General features: G+C 45.4%; 17 protein-coding genes. 11 read left to right on the forward strand and 6 right to left on the reverse strand.

Going from position 1 to position 18,675, the window contains the following annotated elements; genetic code table 11:
- Positions 1 to 23: 23 nt before the first annotated feature.
- The 3 genes from DESDI_RS14700 (at position 24) to DESDI_RS14710 (ending at position 4,498) form a co-directional block, all read left to right on the forward strand.
- Positions 24 to 794 (forward strand): ABC transporter ATP-binding protein, encoded by a 771-nt coding sequence (locus DESDI_RS14700; protein WP_015263406.1) that lies wholly within the window; start codon positions 24 to 26, stop codon positions 792 to 794.
- A gap of 14 nt (positions 795 to 808) precedes the next feature.
- Positions 809 to 1,603: an ABC transporter permease gene (locus DESDI_RS14705; RefSeq protein WP_015263407.1), complete on the forward strand. Its 795-nt coding sequence runs from the start codon at positions 809 to 811 to the stop codon at positions 1,601 to 1,603.
- Between the two features lie 93 nt (positions 1,604 to 1,696).
- Positions 1,697 to 4,498, forward strand: coding sequence for a tetratricopeptide repeat protein (locus DESDI_RS14710; RefSeq protein ID WP_015263408.1), 2,802 nt, complete (start codon positions 1,697 to 1,699; stop codon positions 4,496 to 4,498).
- Positions 4,499 to 4,655: 157 nt separating this feature from the next.
- Here the strand turns inward: DESDI_RS14710 and DESDI_RS14715 are convergent, their stop codons facing one another.
- Positions 4,656 to 4,835: a hypothetical protein gene (locus tag DESDI_RS14715; protein WP_015263409.1), complete on the reverse strand. Its 180-nt coding sequence runs from the start codon at positions 4,833 to 4,835 to the stop codon at positions 4,656 to 4,658.
- A 219-nt stretch (positions 4,836 to 5,054) separates the two neighbouring features.
- Between DESDI_RS14715 and DESDI_RS14720 the strand changes: the two genes are divergently transcribed.
- The 8 genes from DESDI_RS14720 (at position 5,055) to DESDI_RS14760 (ending at position 12,622) form a co-directional block, all read left to right on the forward strand.
- On the forward strand, positions 5,055 to 6,275 hold the full coding sequence (locus tag DESDI_RS14720) for an ABC transporter substrate-binding protein (RefSeq protein WP_015263410.1): 1,221 nt from the start codon (positions 5,055 to 5,057) through the stop codon (positions 6,273 to 6,275).
- Positions 6,276 to 6,309: 34 nt separating this feature from the next.
- Positions 6,310 to 7,179 (forward strand): branched-chain amino acid ABC transporter permease, encoded by an 870-nt coding sequence (locus tag DESDI_RS14725; protein ID WP_015263411.1) that lies wholly within the window; start codon positions 6,310 to 6,312, stop codon positions 7,177 to 7,179.
- Between the two features lie 2 nt (positions 7,180 to 7,181).
- Positions 7,182 to 8,156 (forward strand): branched-chain amino acid ABC transporter permease, encoded by a 975-nt coding sequence (locus tag DESDI_RS14730; protein ID WP_041220002.1) that lies wholly within the window; start codon positions 7,182 to 7,184, stop codon positions 8,154 to 8,156.
- Entirely contained in the window at positions 8,146 to 8,826 is a 681-nt protein-coding gene (locus DESDI_RS14735) for an ABC transporter ATP-binding protein (RefSeq protein ID WP_202950015.1), read from the forward strand. The genes DESDI_RS14730 and DESDI_RS14735 overlap by 11 nt, the downstream gene beginning before the upstream one ends.
- Positions 8,827 to 8,839: 13 nt before the next feature.
- Positions 8,840 to 9,538, forward strand: coding sequence for an ABC transporter ATP-binding protein (locus tag DESDI_RS14740; RefSeq protein WP_015263414.1), 699 nt, complete (start codon positions 8,840 to 8,842; stop codon positions 9,536 to 9,538).
- An 18-nt stretch (positions 9,539 to 9,556) separates the two neighbouring features.
- Positions 9,557 to 10,105 (forward strand): tetratricopeptide repeat protein, encoded by a 549-nt coding sequence (locus DESDI_RS14745; RefSeq protein ID WP_015263415.1) that lies wholly within the window; start codon positions 9,557 to 9,559, stop codon positions 10,103 to 10,105.
- Positions 10,106 to 10,633: 528 nt separating this feature from the next.
- Complete coding sequence (locus DESDI_RS14755) at positions 10,634 to 11,749, forward strand: 3-dehydroquinate synthase II domain-containing protein (protein WP_015263416.1); 1,116 nt, start codon at positions 10,634 to 10,636, stop codon at positions 11,747 to 11,749.
- A gap of 54 nt (positions 11,750 to 11,803) precedes the next feature.
- On the forward strand, positions 11,804 to 12,622 hold the full coding sequence (locus DESDI_RS14760; protein ID WP_015263417.1) for a 2-amino-3,7-dideoxy-D-threo-hept-6-ulosonate synthase: 819 nt from the start codon (positions 11,804 to 11,806) through the stop codon (positions 12,620 to 12,622).
- 43 nt (positions 12,623 to 12,665) lie between these two features.
- Here the strand turns inward: DESDI_RS14760 and DESDI_RS14765 are convergent, their stop codons facing one another.
- The 5 genes from DESDI_RS14765 to DESDI_RS14785 form a co-directional block, all read right to left on the reverse strand.
- Positions 12,666 to 13,910 (reverse strand): Rne/Rng family ribonuclease, encoded by a 1,245-nt coding sequence (locus DESDI_RS14765; protein WP_015263418.1) that lies wholly within the window; start codon positions 13,908 to 13,910, stop codon positions 12,666 to 12,668.
- Between the two features lie 10 nt (positions 13,911 to 13,920).
- Entirely contained in the window at positions 13,921 to 14,637 is a 717-nt protein-coding gene (locus DESDI_RS14770) for a TIGR03936 family radical SAM-associated protein (RefSeq protein WP_015263419.1), read from the reverse strand.
- Positions 14,634 to 16,490, reverse strand: a complete 1,857-nt coding sequence (locus DESDI_RS14775) for a TIGR03960 family B12-binding radical SAM protein (RefSeq protein WP_015263420.1) — start codon at positions 16,488 to 16,490, stop codon at positions 14,634 to 14,636. Before DESDI_RS14775 ends, DESDI_RS14770 begins: the two co-directional genes overlap by 4 nt.
- A gap of 383 nt (positions 16,491 to 16,873) precedes the next feature.
- A complete protein-coding gene (locus DESDI_RS14780) occupies positions 16,874 to 17,749 on the reverse strand; it encodes a M50 family metallopeptidase (RefSeq protein WP_015263421.1) in 876 nt (291 codons plus the stop codon).
- 42 nt (positions 17,750 to 17,791) lie between these two features.
- Positions 17,792 to 18,538: a murein hydrolase activator EnvC family protein gene (locus DESDI_RS14785; RefSeq protein WP_015263422.1), complete on the reverse strand. Its 747-nt coding sequence runs from the start codon at positions 18,536 to 18,538 to the stop codon at positions 17,792 to 17,794.
- Positions 18,539 to 18,675 lie beyond the last annotated feature (137 nt).

Genomic DNA, 18,675 nt, shown 5'->3' on the forward strand with positions numbered 1-18,675 from the left:
TATCAAAAAGAGGAGGGAATAAATTGACTGCGTTGCTATCCTTGACCGATATCGAAAAGAGCTATCGGTTTACTTCCGGAGAGGGCATGACCGCCCTCGAGGGAATCAACCTTGAAATTAATAATCAAGAATTTATTGCCATCGTAGGGCCAAGTGGATGTGGCAAGACAACCCTGCTTAAACTCGTCTCGGGGTTGATTCAACCGTCGAAAGGAAGCATTACCGTCGATGGTCAACCCCTCCAAAAATCCCACCGGCATCTTCTGGGCATGGTGTTTCAACAACCTGCCCTGCTCCCTTGGCGCAAAGTAGTAGATAATGTGCTCTTGCCTAGTGAGATTCGGGGACAAAATTTGACCCAAGCCCGAGCATCAGCCTATGAATTGCTGGACATGGTCGGACTAAAAGACTTTATTCATCGCAAACCCCAAGAGCTTTCCTATGGTATGCAGCAAAGGGTTTCCATCTGTCGGGCCCTCATTTCAGACCCAAAGATTTTGCTCATGGATGAGCCCTTTGCCTCACTTGATGCTATTACTCGCTTTGAGCTTTCTCATTTATTACTCGACATCTGGAGCGTCAAACAGACGACGGTGCTATTCGTAACCCACAACATTCAAGAAGCTGTTTTTCTCGCTGACCGAATTATTGTGATGACACCCAGGCCCGGAAGAATTGCAGCCATTATCGATGTCCCCCTGCCCCGCCCTCGTAAGGAAGAACATCTTTATGAGCAGGATTTCAGCATCTGTGCGAAAACGGTGCATGAACTCCTTGGCTCTAACGCACTGTGAAAGGAGTCATAGCGATGAAGAATCGCTGGAAACAGCTTTACAACAGCGAATGGGTCATGACTCTCCTGAGCTTTGGAGTCGTGCTGGTCCTTTGGGAGGCACTCGTTCATCTCTTCGAGTTGCCCCAATGGCTTTTGCCTGCCCCGTCAGCCATTCTCGGTGAGATGGGGCAATCCTCCGGGTATCTCTATATGCACACTATCGTGACTTTACGAGAGGTTCTGATTGGTTTTATCATCGCCCTTGGAATTGGGATTTTCCTCGGAGTAATTATTGCCTATTCTCCACTACTTGAGAAAACCCTCTATAAGCTCTTGGCAGCAACTCTATCCATCCCGAAAGTCGCCATTGCCCCCTTACTTGTCCTATGGCTGGGCCTTGGTCAAACCTCCAAGATTGCCATGGTCTTTCTCATGTGCTTTTTCCCTATCATGGTTGGTATGGTCTCTGGGTTACAGGCCACACCCCGTGAGTTACTTGAGCTTTCTAATGTTCTTGGGGCAAGCCGGGTACAATCTTTCCTTAAAATCCGCTTTCCCGCCGCCCTTCCCTACCTGTTTAACGGGCTCCGGGTTTCTACAAGTATGGCTGTGGTAGGTGCTGTAATCAGCGAATTTGTTAGTGCCGACAAAGGTCTGGGCTATTCCTTATTAATTACAACATCACAGATGAACGGACCCTTGGCCTTTTCAGCAGTAACGATCCTGGCCATAATGGGAATCGCACTTTTTTCCCTTGTCGCCTGGCTAGAAAATACAATATGTCCCTGGGCAAAGACCTCTAAATCAAGTGGCCGTGCACAAAGTTAAGCACGGCCTCCTATCACATACTATTGAGTCACAGAATAAAGTAAGGAAGGATATCAATGGCGAAATATCGCTTTACAGGAGGGTAGTTGTCTAATGTCAAAGAAATCAAGCTTTTGGCTTAAACCGTGGGCCAAAAAAGAAAAAAAACAGCTGGACAAAACCAACCATCCACCCAAAACGGAGAAAAAAAAACTTGATACAAACAAATCAAATATCCAAGCCCAATCACCCAGACGAAAACCTACCCCAAACGAAATTCTTGAAGCACAAGCAAAAATACCTCCGTTAGTTGTAACTAACGACACTACTACCTCGAATGAAATTCCCAAACCACGCTCACTAGGAAAGCCACAGGCTACCAATCACCCCCTGAATCCCGCAATCAAGCAAACCCTTGATTTGGTGATTGATATCCTCTCTAAGGACAAAGGATCGTCAAGTGTTCCTCTTCGCAAAAATCCAATATCACCACCTCAGACTCCGGAAAAAGAAATGGCACCCCCCCTGGATGAGTCTGTAGAAATCCTAGAACCTGCGGAATCTTCAGAACCAGCACCTCAACAAGCTATTATATCTGAGCCCTTTGATCTGCAAACTCCACAAGAATACACCGATGCCCCTGAAGCAGACTCTGATTCGTCCGTAGAAGTTCCTGATTCTCCGTTGGCTTCCCTTCCACCGATTTCTGATACCCTAGCCGATATTCGTCATATAAAAATCTGGTCTTTAGATTCGGAGTCCGTGGATACCGGCGGAAAGTCAAATGAAGAGTTATATTCTGAAGCAATAGCGCTTTATCAATTAGGGTTGGCCGGAGAGAAAGAGGCTGTCCCTCAAGCGTTTAAACTGCTTATCCACTTACTTCAAAATGATCGGCAAAATCTAATGGCGGAGGCCTATCTCGGATGTGTCATCTCCTTAATGGGGAGGGATGCCCAGGACGTCAGTGAACGTTTCAAGTTAGCAATCAAAGGATTAAAAATCCTTGATAAAGTCGTTTCCTTTGATTCTGATAATCTTGATATTCGCGGCTTGCGCGCTTTTGTATGTGCAAGGCTCCCTGAACAGTTCTTTCATCGCAGCGATACTGCTATTGAAGACTTCACTTACTTAGTATCGCGATATGATGAAGACGATTCCTTATTTCCTAAAGAATTCTACTATCAGATTCTCTACGAATTAGCCTCAGCATACCATCGGTTGGATAAAAGAGAGGAATCAGAGTTAACCAGCCGCAAGCTCCTTTCCCTCACCAGCGACCCCAAATACAAAGAGCTTATTAACCAGGAAGGGCTCTTGGGTTCCAAACTACCCCGTTGGCAGAGACAAACGGAACGGAGATCCGGTATCAAAAATGATTGGTCTAAACTCATGTACGATGAAAAACTACAGGAAGGGATCAGCCTGCATAGTCGAGCGATCAAAGATGATGAATACGCCCTTGATAAAGCTTTTGAGATCTTCAAACAAGCTTATAAGCGCGATCCCCATGACCCTCTAATTAAAGCCTACTATGCAGATTGCCTCTGTCTTCTTGGCTTAAACTCCTCTGATACCAGCACAATGTTCCGCCATGCCTCCCATGCAATCAAGCTCCTGGATCAAGCGGTGAACTCGAGGCCGGACGATATAACAATCCGATTTATTAGAGGATACAATAGTTATCAAATCCCAGAAGCCTTTTTCAGACGAACTCTTACTGCCATTCATGATTTTAGCTATATTGTCCGACGGTATGAAGAAGACTCATCCTTGCTTCCTGAAGAGACCTATTGGCAAATACTCTATGACTTGGGGGATGCCTATGATCGGTTAGACATGTCTGAGGAGTCCCAATCTACTTGGCTAAAACTTTCACACTGCGAAAATACCCCCTATTCAAATGCTGTGAGTGAACTTCTGGATGAAGACCTAGAAAATCCTTTGACTGCCACCACAGATTTAACCCCAGAAGAACTTCTCCGTGAAGGAATAAGACTTCATGAGTTCGCAGTCACCGGTCATAAGAAAGCGAGTGCTAAAGCTTATGAAGTTTTACTCAAAGCTCATCAAGCAGATATCACCAATCCCTTAGCCCAAGGTTATCTCGGCAGCAGTCTGGCTATTTTAGGACAAGGCAAAACAGATCCCGCGGAGATTTATCATCATTTCTTCAAAGGGATGAAACAAATCAAGCAAGCCATCGCCAAGGATCCCCACAACTATACCCTGCACCTGCTTCTAGCAAAAGTGATGTACCATTATTCCCCCAGCTTCTTCCAGGGAAATGATAAAATCCTTAAAGAATTGAAGTCCCTTAAACTCGCTTATGAAAGAGACCATAGTGTTTTTCCAGAAGAGGAGTATTTACAGATACTCTATGATCTAGGAGCTTGTTATCAGCGTGCCGGAGACTCTGAGAAAGCCCAAAAGTGTTGGGAAAAGCTTTCAAAGCTCACCCTTGACCCGAAATACAGCCAATTTGTAAATGTTGAACAGAAAGGGGCAGTCGATATGGATAAAGATAAGATTCGAGATAAATTCAAAGAGATCGCCACAGATATCGCTCAAGAAAAAGCAAAGGAGAAAGCAAAAGGTAGAAAAGAAAGAAAGCACGCTAAAGGCATCAACTCTGAACAGCCCACCGAGCAGACAGCAGAAAAAAAACGTCGCCGCCACAAAAAGGATGAAACAACCCCCGCTGTTTTAACCCCAACGGCGACTCCGCGCAAACGTAGAAAAGACCGTAAAAATGGCGAAAGCACTCCCGCAACACCAACCTCCGAACGGGTTAAACTTAGCCCCGAGGAGAAAAAAGTCCGTCGTGAGGAAAAAGAAAAGGCGAGAGCAGAAGCACTTGAAAAAGCAATGAACAGAGCCAAACGCACTAAGAAAGAAGAGAATCCAGAGGATTGAACGAGACCAGTAATAAGTCTAGAGGGCTGGAGCCAAAAAAATCTTGGCACCAGCCCTCTTTTTGCTCTTTTCCATCCGCCGGTGATGCTCATGCAGCACGGAAGTCTGACTAGCAGAAAAAAACCTGCCTCCTCGGCAGGTACGGTGCTTTTAAGTATTATTCCTCTTTTGCTTCTGTACGATAAGAACCGTTAAAGATCGCCCGCTTGCTATATTCGTCTCCACGGGTGGTTCCTTGTAGTCCGTATTCTACCATTAGAGCTTCAAACTTTTCCCTTAGCTCAACAGCTTGTTTGGGATCCTCAGAACCTGAACTAATATTAAATGTTACTCGCATCTTTAAACAGCCTCCCTTTCTTATAATAAATCTTCATTCATGAACCTTGTATTTTATTCTTTATAAAGTATGCTTGCAGTTTTGAATATGTGATAGCTCCAACACAAAAGAGATTAAAAATCCCAAACACCGTTTATGCCCCTTTAGAATAAGCTGAAGGTAGAGATTTCAAATAAGGCAGAAGAAGCTCTGTCGAAATTAAAGGGGGAGATAAAAGTCATGCACAAAAAAAGTTTAATCATCCAAATGGGTATTCTCTTTCTCATTATTCTTTTGAGCCTTACAGGAACCGGATGCGGGACCCAATCGAACAATGCCCCAGCGGATAAAAGGCAAGCCAGCGCAGATCCGATTAAAATTGGTCTACTCGTTCCCTACACCGGTGTATTTACAAGTAATGGGGTAGACATCACCCGAGGGGTAGAATTATATCTAGATGAGGTGGGCTGGAAAGCGGGCGGTAGAGACCTCAAACTTATTAAAGAAGATTCTGAGATGAACGGGCAAGTGAGCCTACAAAAAACCAGGAGACTTGTAGAAAGCGAAAAAGTTGACATATTAACCGGAGTTGTAAGTAGTACTGTCGCTTATGCTATCCGAGACTATGTCGTAGGAAATGAATTACCCTTTATTATTTCTAACGCTGGGGCTCGAAACTTAACACGAGGAGATGCCAGTAAATATATCTTCCGAGTGTCCTTTGCCAATGGACAGTATGAATATCCCTTCGCCAAATACATGTTTAATGAACTGAAAATCCGCAAGGTCGTCGTTATGGCACCGGATTACGCTGCTGGCTTGGAAAAGGCCGAAGGCTTTATGATCTCCTTTAAAGAAGCAGGCGGCGAGGTCATCCAAGAAATTTATCCTAAGCTAGGCACAACCGATTATGGTCCCTATCTTGCCCAAGTCAAGGATGCTGATGCTGTATTTGTTCACTTTTCAGCAGCCGATTCCATCAAATTTGTTAAGCAATACGAAGAATACGGACTCCAAAGAATTCAACTATTTAGTGCCGGAGATCTTGTCGACGAGTCCTCTCTTCCCGGTCAAGGTGATTCTGCGTTGGGAATCATCAGTGCCCTTCATTACAGTGCTGCTTTAACAAATTCGGAGAACCAAAACTTTGTTGAAAATTATACTTCAAAATACGGCGATGGTCCCAATATGTTTGCTGAGCAAGGATATGTCTCCGCTCAAGTTATTGTCAAAGCCCTCGAAGCCATAGGTGGAGATACTTCCGACAAAGCAAAACTTCTCGAGGCAATTCGGACCGTCCAATTTGACGCGCCTAGAGGACCATTTAAATTTGACCAGAAAACGCAGAACGTCATATTTGATACCCATATTCGTAAGGTTGAGAAAGTTAACGGCAAGTTAGTGAACACCGTAATTAAGAGTATTCCGGATACGTCAGATTATTGGCAAGGTAATCCTTGAGAAGTGTCTACTCTCACCCTTGGGAGGGAAACTAATGGATCTTTCTTCACTCGTTATCCAAATCCTCAACGGAATATCTTACGGGCTACTCCTCTTCCTATTAGCCTCGGGACTTTCTCTGATTTTCGGGTTAATGGGGATTGTTAACCTTGCTCATGGTTCCTATTACATGTTAGGAGCTTATATTGGATTCGTCATCATTCAAAAAACGGGGAACTTCCTAATCGGGTTACTCGGTGCCGGTGTGGCCTTAGCCCTTTTAGGAATCCTCATGGAACGCTTCTTCTTCCGTAAGCTCTACAAGCGAGAACTGGATCAAGTCCTGATAACTTTCGGTTTTGCTTATCTATTTCTCGACGTTGCCAAATGGATCTGGGGCGGAGTCCCCCGAATTCTGCCTAAGCCTTCTTTCCTCGAGGGTTCAGTTTCTATCTTAGGCGAAGCGTTTCCCATTTATCGCTTTGCTATGATTCTCATGGGTTTAATGATTGCCATTTCCCTCTGGCTTTTCTTGGAGAAGACTCGAACAGGAAACATTATCCGAGCCGGTGTAGACGACAAGGAAATGGTCAATGCGCTGGGGATTAACATCCAACTTTATTTTGCGGGAATCTTTGCCCTTGGGGCCTTACTTGCCGCCCTAGGTGGAGTCATTAGCGGTCCCATTACCGGTGCCTACCCAGGTTTGGATTTTGAGATCCTTGTTCTTGCTTTGGCTGTCGTAGTCGTCGGAGGGCTAGGAACCCTTGAAGGAGCCTTCCTAGGCAGTCTCTTGATCGGGTTTGCCGAAACCTTTGGCAAAGTCCTATTTCCTGACCTCGCCATGTTCACTATCTATGTCACCATGGCTCTGGTCCTCATCTTTAAACCCTCCGGCCTATTGGGGAAGGAGGAGTTGAAGTGAAGATGAATAGGGGTAGCTTTCCCATTATAGGAAGTATCGTTGTCCTCCTCGCCATTGTGATCTTACCGTCACTTCTTACCGCTTATGGTCTAAGTCTCTTGACCCAAGTCCTGATATTCGGCCTGTTTGCTATGAGCCTGGATCTCTTAGTTGGTTATACCGGTCTGGTCTCCTTTAACCATGCTTCCTTCTTCGGCGTGGGAGCCTATACTGCTGCAATCCTTGTCACTCGAGGAGTAGAAAATTTTTGGTTAACTCTTCTAGGTGGAGTTTTCATTTCTCTTCTCCTCGCGTTTCTGCTCGGTTCATTGGTCTTGAGGAGTTCGGGTCCCTATTTTCTAATGATTACCTTAGCCTTTGGGCAAATGATTTTTGCTCTCGCCTGGAGATGGCGTTCCTTAACCGGTGGTGATGACGGTCTATCCGGAGTTCCTCGACCGAATCTTGGCTTACCCATTTCCATGTGGGATTCTCAGAATTTTTATTATCTTGTCCTTGTTTTCTTTGTTCTGTCTAGCGTCGTCCTATGGAGAATCGTTCGTTCCAAACTAGGACGCGTTATTATCGGGGTCAGAGAAAGCGAATCTCGAATGCAAGCCCTAGGCTATAACACTTGGTTAATAAAATACCTATCCTACGCTATTGCCGGCGGATTTGCCGGGTTAGCCGGCGTTCTCTTTGTCTACTTCAATGGGTTTATTAGCCCTCAACAACTGGATTGGTCCATGTCCGGCCTCGTCATCCTAATGGTTATCATAGGTGGGTCAGGAACTTTAGTCGGACCAGTCATAGGAGCCGGTAGCATTTTCATCCTGCAAAACCTCATCAGTGCACAAACTGAGCGTTGGCCAATGTCCATGGGAATCATATTCATCCTCTGCGTCATGTATCTCCGTGATGGTGTGGTCGGACACACCATCAAACTAAGCAAAAAGGGTCTGAAGAACTATGAACGCTTTAGAAATAATGAACGCTAATAAAACGTTTGGGGGGCTTGCAGTATTGCAAGATGTCTCCCTCTCTGTCGAAGTGGGAGAAAGAAGAGCTATCATAGGCCCTAACGGCGCGGGAAAAACTACGCTTTTCAATGTCATTAGTGGCACTCTTCCTCTCAACTCGGGGAAAATCTCGCTTTTTGGCAAACGATCTGAACACCTTTCCCCTTACCGCAGAGCCCGTGCAGGCCTAGCTCGCACCTTTCAACAGAACAATCTCTTCTTTAATTTAACTCTTTTAGAAAATATCCATCTGGCTATACTCCCCCATCTAACTCAATCGTCGCCCCAGAAATTTCTTGAAACTTGGGGTTGGTGGGAAAAGCGTGATATACATGTGAAGGAGCTTTCCTATGGAGATCAACGGCAAGTCGAGCTGCTGCTAGCTCTGGCTCAATTCCCCCGCTTACTCCTCCTTGATGAACCTACAGCAGGTATGTCCTCCGTAGAAACCCAAAAAATCACTTCGATGATTCGCAATCTCTCCCGAGAAATCACCGTCCTGATTATCGAACATGATATGGAGGTTGTATTTGATCTCGCCGATCGTATTACTGTTCTGAATTATGGTCAGGTGCTGTTTGAAGGGTCTCAAGAAGAAGTGCGCTCCGATCAGCGAGTCAAGGAAGTTTATCTGGGTACAACCGATTAGAAGAGGTGCCACTATGCTTAAGCTTAGGGATGTTCATGCTCATTATGGGGAGAGTCATATCCTTCAAGGGGTTTCACTCGAGGTTGAAAAGGGTTCTGTTGTTGCCTTATTAGGGCGCAATGGCATGGGAAAGACCACAACAATCCATTCGATTATCGGCATTAATCCGCCCAGTCAAGGGGAAATTACCTTTCGAAATCATCGGATCAGCGGACTCCACTCGTTTAAAATAGCCCAGATGGGGATAGCTCTTGTCCCCCAAGGAAGAAGAATCTTCCGTTCCCTCACAGTCAAAGATAATCTAATGATAGGGTATAGCAAGAAAACAGCAGCTGCGACAGATATTCTCAATCGGATCTACGAATTATTCCCGATCCTCGAAGAACGCTCGAAACAGCCAGGAAAGAAATTAAGTGGTGGAGAACAGCAAATGCTTGCTATTGGGCGAGCGATGATGACTGAACCTGATTTGCTCTTAATGGATGAACCTTTTGAGGGTCTTGCGCCAACCATCATCAAAGAAATTGGCGAAAAGATCTTTAATCTAAAAAACTCCGGGCTATCGATCCTTTTAGTCGAACAAAATATCCGCTTTGCAACCAAAATAGCGGACTTTATCTATATCATGAACAAAGGAAAAATTGTATACGGAGGGACTCCAGAACAGTTCCATGCAGATGAAGAAAATCTCAAAAAGTTTATCGAAATCTAACAATGCTGGAGGTCTGAAATGACAAACGACCCGAGCTATCAAAAACTTTTTTCAGATGGAGTAAAGCTCCATGAGCTCGGTATTGCAGGGGATAAAAACGCTGTAAAAAAGGCCTGCGATATCTTTGCAAAGCTTCATAAAGCTGATCCTCAAGACCACCTCGCTGAAGCTTATTTCGGAAGTTCAACCGCTCTTTTAGGGCGGGACTCTATTGACCCAAACCAAAAGCTGAAGCTTACCCTCAGAGGAATAAAAATGCTAGACAAAGTAATCGCCAAGGACCCTCAAAATATTGAAACTCGGAGCATTCGAGCTTATGTAAACTTTAACCTGCCCGAGATGGTCTTTCATCGTACCGGTTCAGCGGTTGAGGATTTTAATACACTCATCACTATGTATGAGCATGACAAAAAAGCAATTAGTGAGGATTTTTACCACCAAGTGCTCTATGATCTAGGGGTCGCTTATAAACGAGTGGGAAAAATAGAGCAGATGAAGACGGTTTGGGCTAAACTCTCCCAAATGACGAAGGATCCAATAATTCTTAAAAAGATTGCACAGGAGTAGGCCCTAAAAATTACTGGAACAAGATTAAGTTTTTGAGTACTTACAGCCATGATCGAACATATCGAATCATGGCTGTTCTCTTTTCTATATCTCTACCTCGTAGGTTTTACTCACAGCCACTTATCTATTTCGGGGTACTGATTAAGAAGATCATTCTTATCTATAGAATATGGCCAGAATCTATTGAAAAATCCTGTATACATATAATCTATTTCCTCTACACTACCTGCCTGTTTACAGGAAGGGCAATAATCGAGGGTATCCCTTTGGTCAGAAATTCTAGTGATATTAAAGGTAATCTCTTCCCATTCAGAGGCCCAATGATGTGCACCACATTTCTTGCATTCATAGATCTTTTCCAATACCAACACCCCGCTTTAGCGACCATATAAAATTTTATTCCATAATATGCCAAATATTTTTTTTTGCTCCTTAATCCTTTCTTCACCTTTGTTTAGTTTTTGAATACATTATTCTGACGTTATTTTGGAATTAAGTGGACATTTTAAGAAACGGAGATGAAATTGCTTGGAAAAGGAAAAAGGTACCCGACGTGAGGTTTGGTTTGACGGTAGAAATCTCCCTATTAATCGCCAAGAAATATGGAGTTTAATTAATAACTCGGTGATCGAAAAAATTATTCTTACTAAACCCCAATGGGACGAAGGGCACTACCCTTTAAAAACACGGGTTATGATCGAAATATCTACACGAGAAGAAATTGATAATCTTTGTATTGAGACAACGGTTCTCTCAAAGGACCAAGATCTCTTAAAATATGCCCAAGCAAAAGGTCACAAAACTTGCGTATTCTTCGATATCGTCGGCCGGACTGCTTTAGAATCCGCTTGGCAAGACGCTGAAAATTATGACTATACCCTCGTCGATTTTGACTTGCCCACGAATATTCCCCTTGAACTCATCATCGCTAGACTTCAACAAGGAAAAACAAGTATCCTCAAACCAGTATCCACTCTGACCGATATGGAAGTATGCTTCGGTGTCATGGAGCAAGGGAGTGACGGAGTTACCTTTGCCAGTACAGATATCCATGAAATTATAAGAGTATGTGATTACTTGCAAAAGGATAACATCGCAAAGCTTAATCTTCAGCCCTTAACTGTTACTGAGGTTCGCCATATTGGTATGGGGCTGAGATCCTGTATTGATACCACCGGCATCATGACTCAAGACGAAGGAATGCTCATTGGCTCTACTTCCCAAGGCGGAATCTTTGTGTGTTCGGAGACCCATTACCTCCCTTATATGAATCTACGCCCCTTCCGAGTAAATGCCGGAGCCGTCCATTCCTATGTCTGGATGCCTAATAACACTGCAGAATATCTTACCGATCTTGCAGCAGGAAGCCATGTCCTCTGCGTAAACACCCAAGGAGAAATCCGGACTCTCAGCGTGGGGCGCATAAAAACAGAAGTACGGCCTTTACTCCTCATTAAGGGAGAGGCCGCAGGCAGAGATATCAACGTCATTGTTCAAGATGACTGGCATATTCGCATCATGGGGGCAGAGGGAAAACCCAAAAATGCGACTCTCATTAAACCTGGGGACCAACTTCTATCCTTCGTAGGCGAGCCAGGGCGTCACGTAGGTATTAAAGTGAATGAAACCATCCTAGAAAAGTAATAAGACAAGGGACATAAATTCCTTGTCCCGAAGCAATTACAGGAGGACAAACGAGTGGCTGGGAAAGAAATTCGCCTAAAACGTCTCTTTAAAAGCTCCGATCGGATTATCATCGTACCCATGGACCATGGAGTTACAGCTGGACCCATCGAAGGAATAGAGGATGTTCCAAAGACTGTTCGCTTTATTACTCAAGGAAAGGCTGATGCTATCGTCCTTCATAAAGGTCTTGTTCCTCAAGTTTCTCATCTTTTAGGAGCTAGCCAATGTGAACTCATCCTTCATCTTTCCGCATCCTCAAATATTTCCCCAGATTCTCAACGTAAAGAACTTGTTTCTACCGTAGAGCATGCTATCAGGCTGGGGGCGACAGCTGTTTCTATTCATGTCAACTTGGGTAACCCCTCTGAATCGCATATGTTGCGGGACTTTGGCAGAATATCTGAGGACTGTCAACGCTGGGGAATCCCCTTACTCGCTATGATGTACGTCAGAGATGGTTCTGCAGGAAGCGAGTTTGATCCGGGAAAAGTGAAACATGCTGCCCGCATTGCCCAAGAACTAGGGGCAGATATTATTAAAGTCAATTATACCGGATCAATAGAATCTTTTTGGGAAGTGACCCGAGGTGTTAAGGTTCCTGTCGTCATTGCCGGCGGTCCAAAAACATCAACTGTAGCCCAACTATTATTCATGGTTTATGATGCTCTTCAGGCTGGTGCCCAAGGAATTTCTATCGGTAGAAACATCTTCCAAGCTCCGGACCCAGCCCAATTATTAAGTACCATTCGTCTAATCACAGATTCACAAATCACCCGAGATAAACTGGAAGAATTGACTCAAGCCTTAGTCCAGGGAAGTCGTATCCCATAATATGCCGTCTGACAAAAAAAGGGTTGAAGATCTCACTAGACCTTCAACCCTTCACTATTCTTCCCGTACCTTCACAATGGGGACAGGCTCTTCCATAGCGTACCTCGAGAGTTTGTCCTACTTTTTTGCGTGTCATTTCCACAAGTCCCAATTGAGTTAGACCCATGATTTGACACTTTACCTTATCCCGAGCTACAGCCTTTTCCAAGACGTTCATTAGTTGTTCTTTGGCTTCTTCAGTCGTCATATCAATAAAATCAATAACGATGATTCCACCCAAATTACGTAAACGAATCTGTCTCGCAATCTCCGCAGCAGCTTCTTGATTAATATGCATGATCGTATCTTGGAGGGATTTCTCCCCTACATATTTTCCTGTATTCACATCAATGACCGATAAGGCCTCTGTCTGCTGAATCACTAAATAGCCGCCGCTCTTCAGCCATACCTTGGACTGCAGGGCATGGCGGATTTCATCATCGATACTATAGTTAGAGAAGATATCCTCTTGATAAATTAAGCGCACCTGATTCGCCGCCGGATGGCCTAACTCCTTTAAAGCCTGACGCATTCCTTCTGCTACTTCCGGTTGATTGACCGTAATCACCTCAACCTCTTGATCGACCCAATCGCGAATCGCCCTCGCTACTAAATTCACGTCTTGATGAACCAATCCCGGAATCGAGATATGAAGAACTTCTTTCTCCACTTGGTCCCACAAAGCCACGAGCTCTTGCAAGTCATCCTCAAGTTCTTGGGCATCAATTCCTTTGGCCAAGGTCCGCACCACAATCCCTTTTCCAGGCGGACACGCTGCTCGAGCAATCTTCCGCAGACGCAGCCGCTCCTGTTCATCGGTAATCTTGCGTGATACCCCAACGTATTCTGTGTGGGGCATTAGAACCGCATAACGACCAGGGATGGTAAGATTGGTGGTAATTCGTGCCCCCTTTGACCCCACAGGTTCTTTGGCTACTTGAACCAAAAGCTCTTGTCGAGGCTTAAGCACGTGTTCCACGCGCAATTCGGTTGAGGTCGGGAGTTTCTCATCCTCATCATATTGGAAGGGGACCGCATCTCCTACATAAAGGAAAGCATTCTTCTCCAAACCAATATCGACAAAGGCTGCCTGCATGCCCGGCAGAATGTTGACGACCCTTCCTCGATAAATATTGCCGACTAGACGCGCTAGCATACCTTCCTCTTCATGAACCTCGACGAGCTCTCCATCCTCAAGAACCGCTGCCCGCATGGTTTGGCCTTGACCTTGCAGTACAATCTCTTTCACGGGCGTTTCCTCACTTCCCGAAGGCTTCATGATCCATGGGGGAGAACTTTTGTCCTTCATAGTTCACATAGATCCCGGTTCGTTTGATGCGTAAGTGATCCAAATCTAAGGGAAGGTTTTCCAAATCGCAGAGGCTGGCAATGACCTCTTCCGGTCGAACGCTGCCTTGATTACCCACTTCAACCTCTAATTCAAAAACAGCCTCATCTTCTTGGATTTTACCTGTCAGCACCTTAACCCAAGGTCGAATATCCTTTTCCACCCTACCCTTTTTACTATAGCGAGCATAGGAAATATGACTTCTCATCAGCCAAGCAGAAATTCCCTCTTGCAGCCGTTCCTCGCTGATCGGCAGACCGAGAGAAACTGTAATCTCATAGCTTGCCGCATTCAAAACCGCCATCAAGGCTTTAGCCGCTGGGGTAACAAACCGTCCTTCCTTCAGACGGATTCCCGCTGGAAGCTGTTCCTGCAAACGACCGAGAATTTCCTTAAGATCAATTTCTTGCATCAACTCAATATCCACATACTCATTTACCCCTTCGACTCCCACGGCCAGTGCCGAGCCAAAGGAAATCTTCGGATGGGGATTAAATCCTTCCGAATAGGCCAAGCGGACACCCGCTCGACGTAGAGCCCGTTCAAAGACTTTCGCTAAATCTAAATGGGCTATATATTTCGCTTCTTCAAGCTTTGTATAGGCGATTCTTACCCTCAAGGTTCTCACCCTTTCAAATCAATCTGAACCCCTCGATCAGGACAGATGCCACACCCGGTGCAATCCAGATGCCGGCAATCCATTGTGCGTGTTTCTTGCAAGGCTTTATGATGTTCATTCACGAGGAAGCGTTTATTTACCCCGCTCTCGATATGATCCCAGGGCAAGACATCGTCGTAGTCCATCGCCCGATTGGCATAGAAATGCGGGTCAAGACCTAACTCTTCTAAGCATTCCAGCCAGGTATCATATTTAAAATGTTCATGCCAGCCATCAAATTTACAGCCCTTCTTAACCGCTAGCTCCAGCACATCGGCCAGACGCCGATCCCCTTTCGCAAAAACGGCCTCAAGATAGCTGGTCTCCACATCATGATAGTTATACTTGATACGGCGATCGCGCAATTTCTCTCTCAAATACTTTTGCTTTTGGTCAAGAGATGCCATTCCCTCTTGGGGTTCCCATTGGAAGGGGGTATGGCTTTTCGGCACGAAAGAACTTGTCGATACCGTAACATGAACATTACGTCGACCCAGTCGCGTTCCCAGCTCGACCACTTTCTTCGCCAAAACTACAATGCCATCGAGATCCTCTTGGGTCTCTGTCGGCAAACCAATCATAAAATAAAGCTTAATACTGGACCATCCCGCTTTAAAAGCCGATTCGGCCGCGTCCATCAGGTTTTCTTCGGTGACCCCTTTATTGATGACGTCCCGCAAACGTTGAGTGCCCGCTTCTGGAGCAAAAGTAAGACCGGATTTTCTCACCTTCTGAACCTCTTCGGCTAGCTTCACATCAAAAGAATCAAGCCGCAATGAGGGCAAGGACACACTCACTTTATCTTCACCATATTTATCTAGAATACCCCGTATCACCGGTTGAATACAGCTGTAGTCTCCGGTGGACAAGGAGGTTAAGGAGATTTCCTCATAACCGGTTGACTTCACCAACTCTTCAGCATGCCTTAATAAAGTTTCCGACGAGCGTTCCCTGACTGGTCTATAAATCATTCCCGCTTGACAGAAACGGCATCCCCTAGAGCACCCACGCATTACTTCCAACATCATACGATCGTGAATAATCTCCATATAGGGGACAACAGGACTGGTCGGAAAGTAGCTTTGATCCAAGTCCCTGACAATCGCCTTTTGTACCACTTGGGGGACACGAGAATCAGCTTCAATCCTTTGAATTCTGCCATCCTCTTGATAATGAACCTCATAAAATTCAGGGACATAAGCCCCTTCGACTTGAGATACTCTTAACAGAAATTCTTCCCGGGAAACCGGGTTTTCCTTTTGCTCTTGGATTAATCGCAACAGCTCCGGCAAGGTCTCTTCTGCTTCACCAACCATCAAGAAATCAATAAATGGGGCGATGGGTTCTGAATTATATGCACAGGGACCACCGGCAATAATCCACGGATGTTCCGTCCCCCGGTCTTTGGCTCGCATTGGAATACCTGCCAAATCAAGCATGTTGAGGATATTGGAAAAACTCATTTCGTATTGTAAGGTAAATCCTATCACGTCAAATTCAGTAAGAGGCCGATTGGATTCTAGCCCATAGAGGGGAATATGGCGTTCCCTCATCTTATCTTCCATATCTACCCAAGGAGCAAAGACCCGTTCACAAAGAAAATCATCATAAGAGTTAACTAAGTGATAGAGTATCCGCAGACCCAGATGAGACATTCCAACTTCATAGACATCCGGGAAGGCAAAAGCCATTCGCACCTTGGTCTGATCCCAATCTTTACGAATCGCATTCCACTCCGTACCTAAATATCGACTCGGCTTCATGACTTTAGGCAGGAAACGTTCTACCTGCTTGCGAATCTCAGCCGCCTTATTCTCGCTCATGCTTCAGCTACTCCTCCTTGTTATGCTTGTTCGTCAGTAATTATTAATTATAGCACAACGTTAGGGGATTTGCACAAGCTACCGCAGCTTTAAACCCTTTGAAAGCAAGCTTCAGTCTACTAGACCCAAAAGAAAGCTTTTTACAGGAATGAAGGATTTTAAACGAGTTGAAAAGCAAATTTGACGAAAAGGAGAACCCAGACTTCAGCAAGGGCGACTCACATGGAAGTGAGGCGCCGCCTATGAGAACAAGTGCGAAAGCAGTGCTTTCGAGGAGACGATTTAGGCGGGGACCCTTATCCCCAAACCGAGTTTGAGTCTTAGTTTGCTCAGCGAAGTTTACTTACGAAATTATGTAAAAAGCTTGCTTTATATCCCGAAACTCAAAGCTCCCCCACGGGGCAGTGTATGCCCTTCTTGAGCATCCCTTCTACGACTTGAGTTTCCGTTAAGGTACGCTCGATTCCAAAGGCTTCACCTCCCGGTAGATGGATTAATGCATAGCGATCCGGAGTTAATTCCTCCACGACACGAATCAAGGAGATCTCAGCAGTCACTGTAATAGATTTGCTTTTCATGAGGCCTTTGTGGAGTAGTTCCTCTTTCTTGCGGGTAATTTGACGCAAGAAAGTCAATCGAGCGGAGGCAATTTCCTTGTGCCCTGATACCCAGAAGAACCCCGCTAGGAGAAAGCAGATGGAGATACCGTCGTAAGCTCCTTGACCCAATAAGGTAAGACCGATAATTCCTAGGATAGTCCCAAAGGCTTGACCTGCACGTGCGAGGGCTTTCGTTGTCTGAACAAAACCAAAGACATCTGAAAATAAGGCCCGGACCACTCTGCCCCCGTCTAAAGGGAGCACGGGGACCAGGTTAAACACTGCCAACCAAAAGTTAAATTGCACAAAATCCTCCGACAGAGGACCCGTCCAGATCCCTTCCCAACGCAAGGCCTGAGCCCCAAAAAGAAGGGTAAGATTAAAGACCGGCCCAGCAATGGCCATCATGCTCTCTTCTAGCTTCCTCCCCTCAAAAAGATCCTCACAATGGGCAGCGCCGCCAAAAGGATAAAGCTCTAGCCCAATCACCCTGAAACCGTAAGCTTTAGCCGTTAAGAGATGAGCTAATTCATGCCCCATCACCAGAAGAAAGATAAGAAGAGCCTGGGTCATCATGCCCAGGACTCCATATGCCAGCAGAACCAACCAAAAGGTCGGATGAACAATGATGCTAATCCCTTGAACTCGAGCAATCTCCATCAGATCTCTTCCTTTTCTCTGTCAATAAATCATCGTAATGGTTTAATTAGCCGGCACTAAATAGGGCAAAGGATCCACTGGCACACCGTCTTTGCGAAATTCAATATGCAACCAGGTTTTCTTCAGAGGGGCGGACAGCCCTACTGTACCTAAAGCTTGCCCTGCCTCAACCCGTTGACCCGTGGTGACTCCGATATCGCCAAAATTACCGAGAACCCCCGTCCAACCGTTACCGAAATCCAACCTTACTATTCTTCCCAACTGTGGATCCTCTCCCACTTGAGTGACAACCCCCTGGTAGGGAGCGACCACCGGAATCCCCAAGGCACTCGCGACATCGATACCTTGATGCAAGCTCGCTTCCCCATCCCCCGCTCCTCCAAAACCCGCCATCACCTTGCCGGAGACCGGAGGTATAAATTTTCCTTGCATGGTGGCATCCACCGGAGTACTCTTGTTGTCAACGCTCATCCCTAGCACTTGCAAAGCCATTTCGTTAAGAGATGCATAGTAATTGCCGCTTTGCACAGTTCCTTGATAGGCTGAATAGAGCCCTTCAGATACCATATCCTCACCTTTGGATGCAAAAAAGATCATTAAAAAGAACACTACAGCAAGGGTTGCCTTTTTCTGCAGATTAGTCCATTGGTATAAAGGTCCCAACCGCTTTCTTTTTGTCATATATGGTCGTTTTCTGGGCCACTCTTCATTGCGATATCCTCTTTCGCGACCAACCTCTTGGGCCGCCCTTTCCCATTCCCAATCGTCCCATCGCTCATATGGATTCATACTCTTCCCTCGCTTTTTCCATTACTAACCGCCACTATTCCTCCTGCGTTTAGACCGAAGATAAGTGGGGCTAAGCTCGTACATCCTGCTTAAACTTATGCAAAGAGAGAAAAAAAAAGAACAGCTTCATAAGCTGT

Origin of the sequence: Desulfitobacterium dichloroeliminans LMG P-21439 (assembly GCF_000243135.2) — a bacterium.
GTDB classification, from domain to species: Bacteria; Bacillota; Desulfitobacteriia; order Desulfitobacteriales; family Desulfitobacteriaceae; genus Desulfitobacterium; species Desulfitobacterium dichloroeliminans.